The organism is Halomonas sp. BN3-1 (assembly GCF_003056325.1).
Taxonomy (GTDB): Bacteria; Pseudomonadota; Gammaproteobacteria; order Pseudomonadales; family Halomonadaceae; genus Halomonas; species Halomonas litopenaei.
This window is the reverse complement of record NZ_PYVV01000042.1, coordinates 1-817: the sequence shown is the minus strand read 5'-3', so window position 1 is coordinate 817 and position 817 is coordinate 1. Positions and strand designations below refer to the sequence as shown.

Genomic DNA, 817 nt, shown 5'->3' with positions numbered 1-817 from the left:
CGAGCCAAGCGTCACTCCGGCCGGCTGCGTGTGCTCGCTGCATCGCCCCACCCCCACCAGTCCCAACCCTGTGGACTATGTGATGGGTGACGAGAACCTGTGGCACACCGACTTCAGCGTACCGGGGCTGATCGACGTCGAATGGACCCGCTACTACCGCTCCAGCATCGACGAACTCGATGACAGCGAGCTGGGCGCCCGCTGGAGCAGCCCGTTCCATACCCGCTTCGAGGCCCTGGGCGAGCAGTTGACCTTTATCGACAGCCTGAACCGCGCCCTGCCTATCGCCCCCCTCGAGGTCGGCGGCAGCCGCTTCCTGCCGCGTGAAAGCGTGACCCTGGAACACCCCGACAGCGAGCACTACCGGCTTCACTACCTCGACGGCAGTCAGGAGCTCTACCGCCGCATCGGCAAGTCCGGGCGGGGCGAGCGCGTCCACTTCCGCCTGGTCGAGCAGCGCGAGCGCGATGGCCGCGCCCTGCACCTGAGCTATCACCAGGGCCGACTGGACCGGCTGACCGACGGCGCCGCCCTGCTGCTGCGCTTTCACTACAGCAGCGCGGGGCTGCTGGCCAAGGTGGTGCGCCACTATCCCGGTGCAGACGTCGGCAAGGACATCGGCAAGGGCGTCGCCAGGCACAGAGAGGCCCCCGCCGAGGCGCACGAGCCCGAGGTGCTGGTCCGCTACCTGCACAGCGCCGACGGTGATCTGATCGAAAGTCGTGATATGCGCGGCTACACCCGCGAGTACCAGTACCAGCACCATCTGGTCACCCGCTACACCCACCGCAGTGGCCTGGCGGTGGAGCTCGAGTGG

Annotated in this window: 1 protein-coding gene; it reads left to right on the top strand. The window is 67.7% G+C overall.

The window, feature by feature from the left end; translation table 11 throughout:
• On the top strand, nucleotides 1-817 hold an 817-nt coding region (locus C9F12_RS22200; RefSeq protein WP_205254758.1), incomplete at both ends, for a DUF6531 domain-containing protein.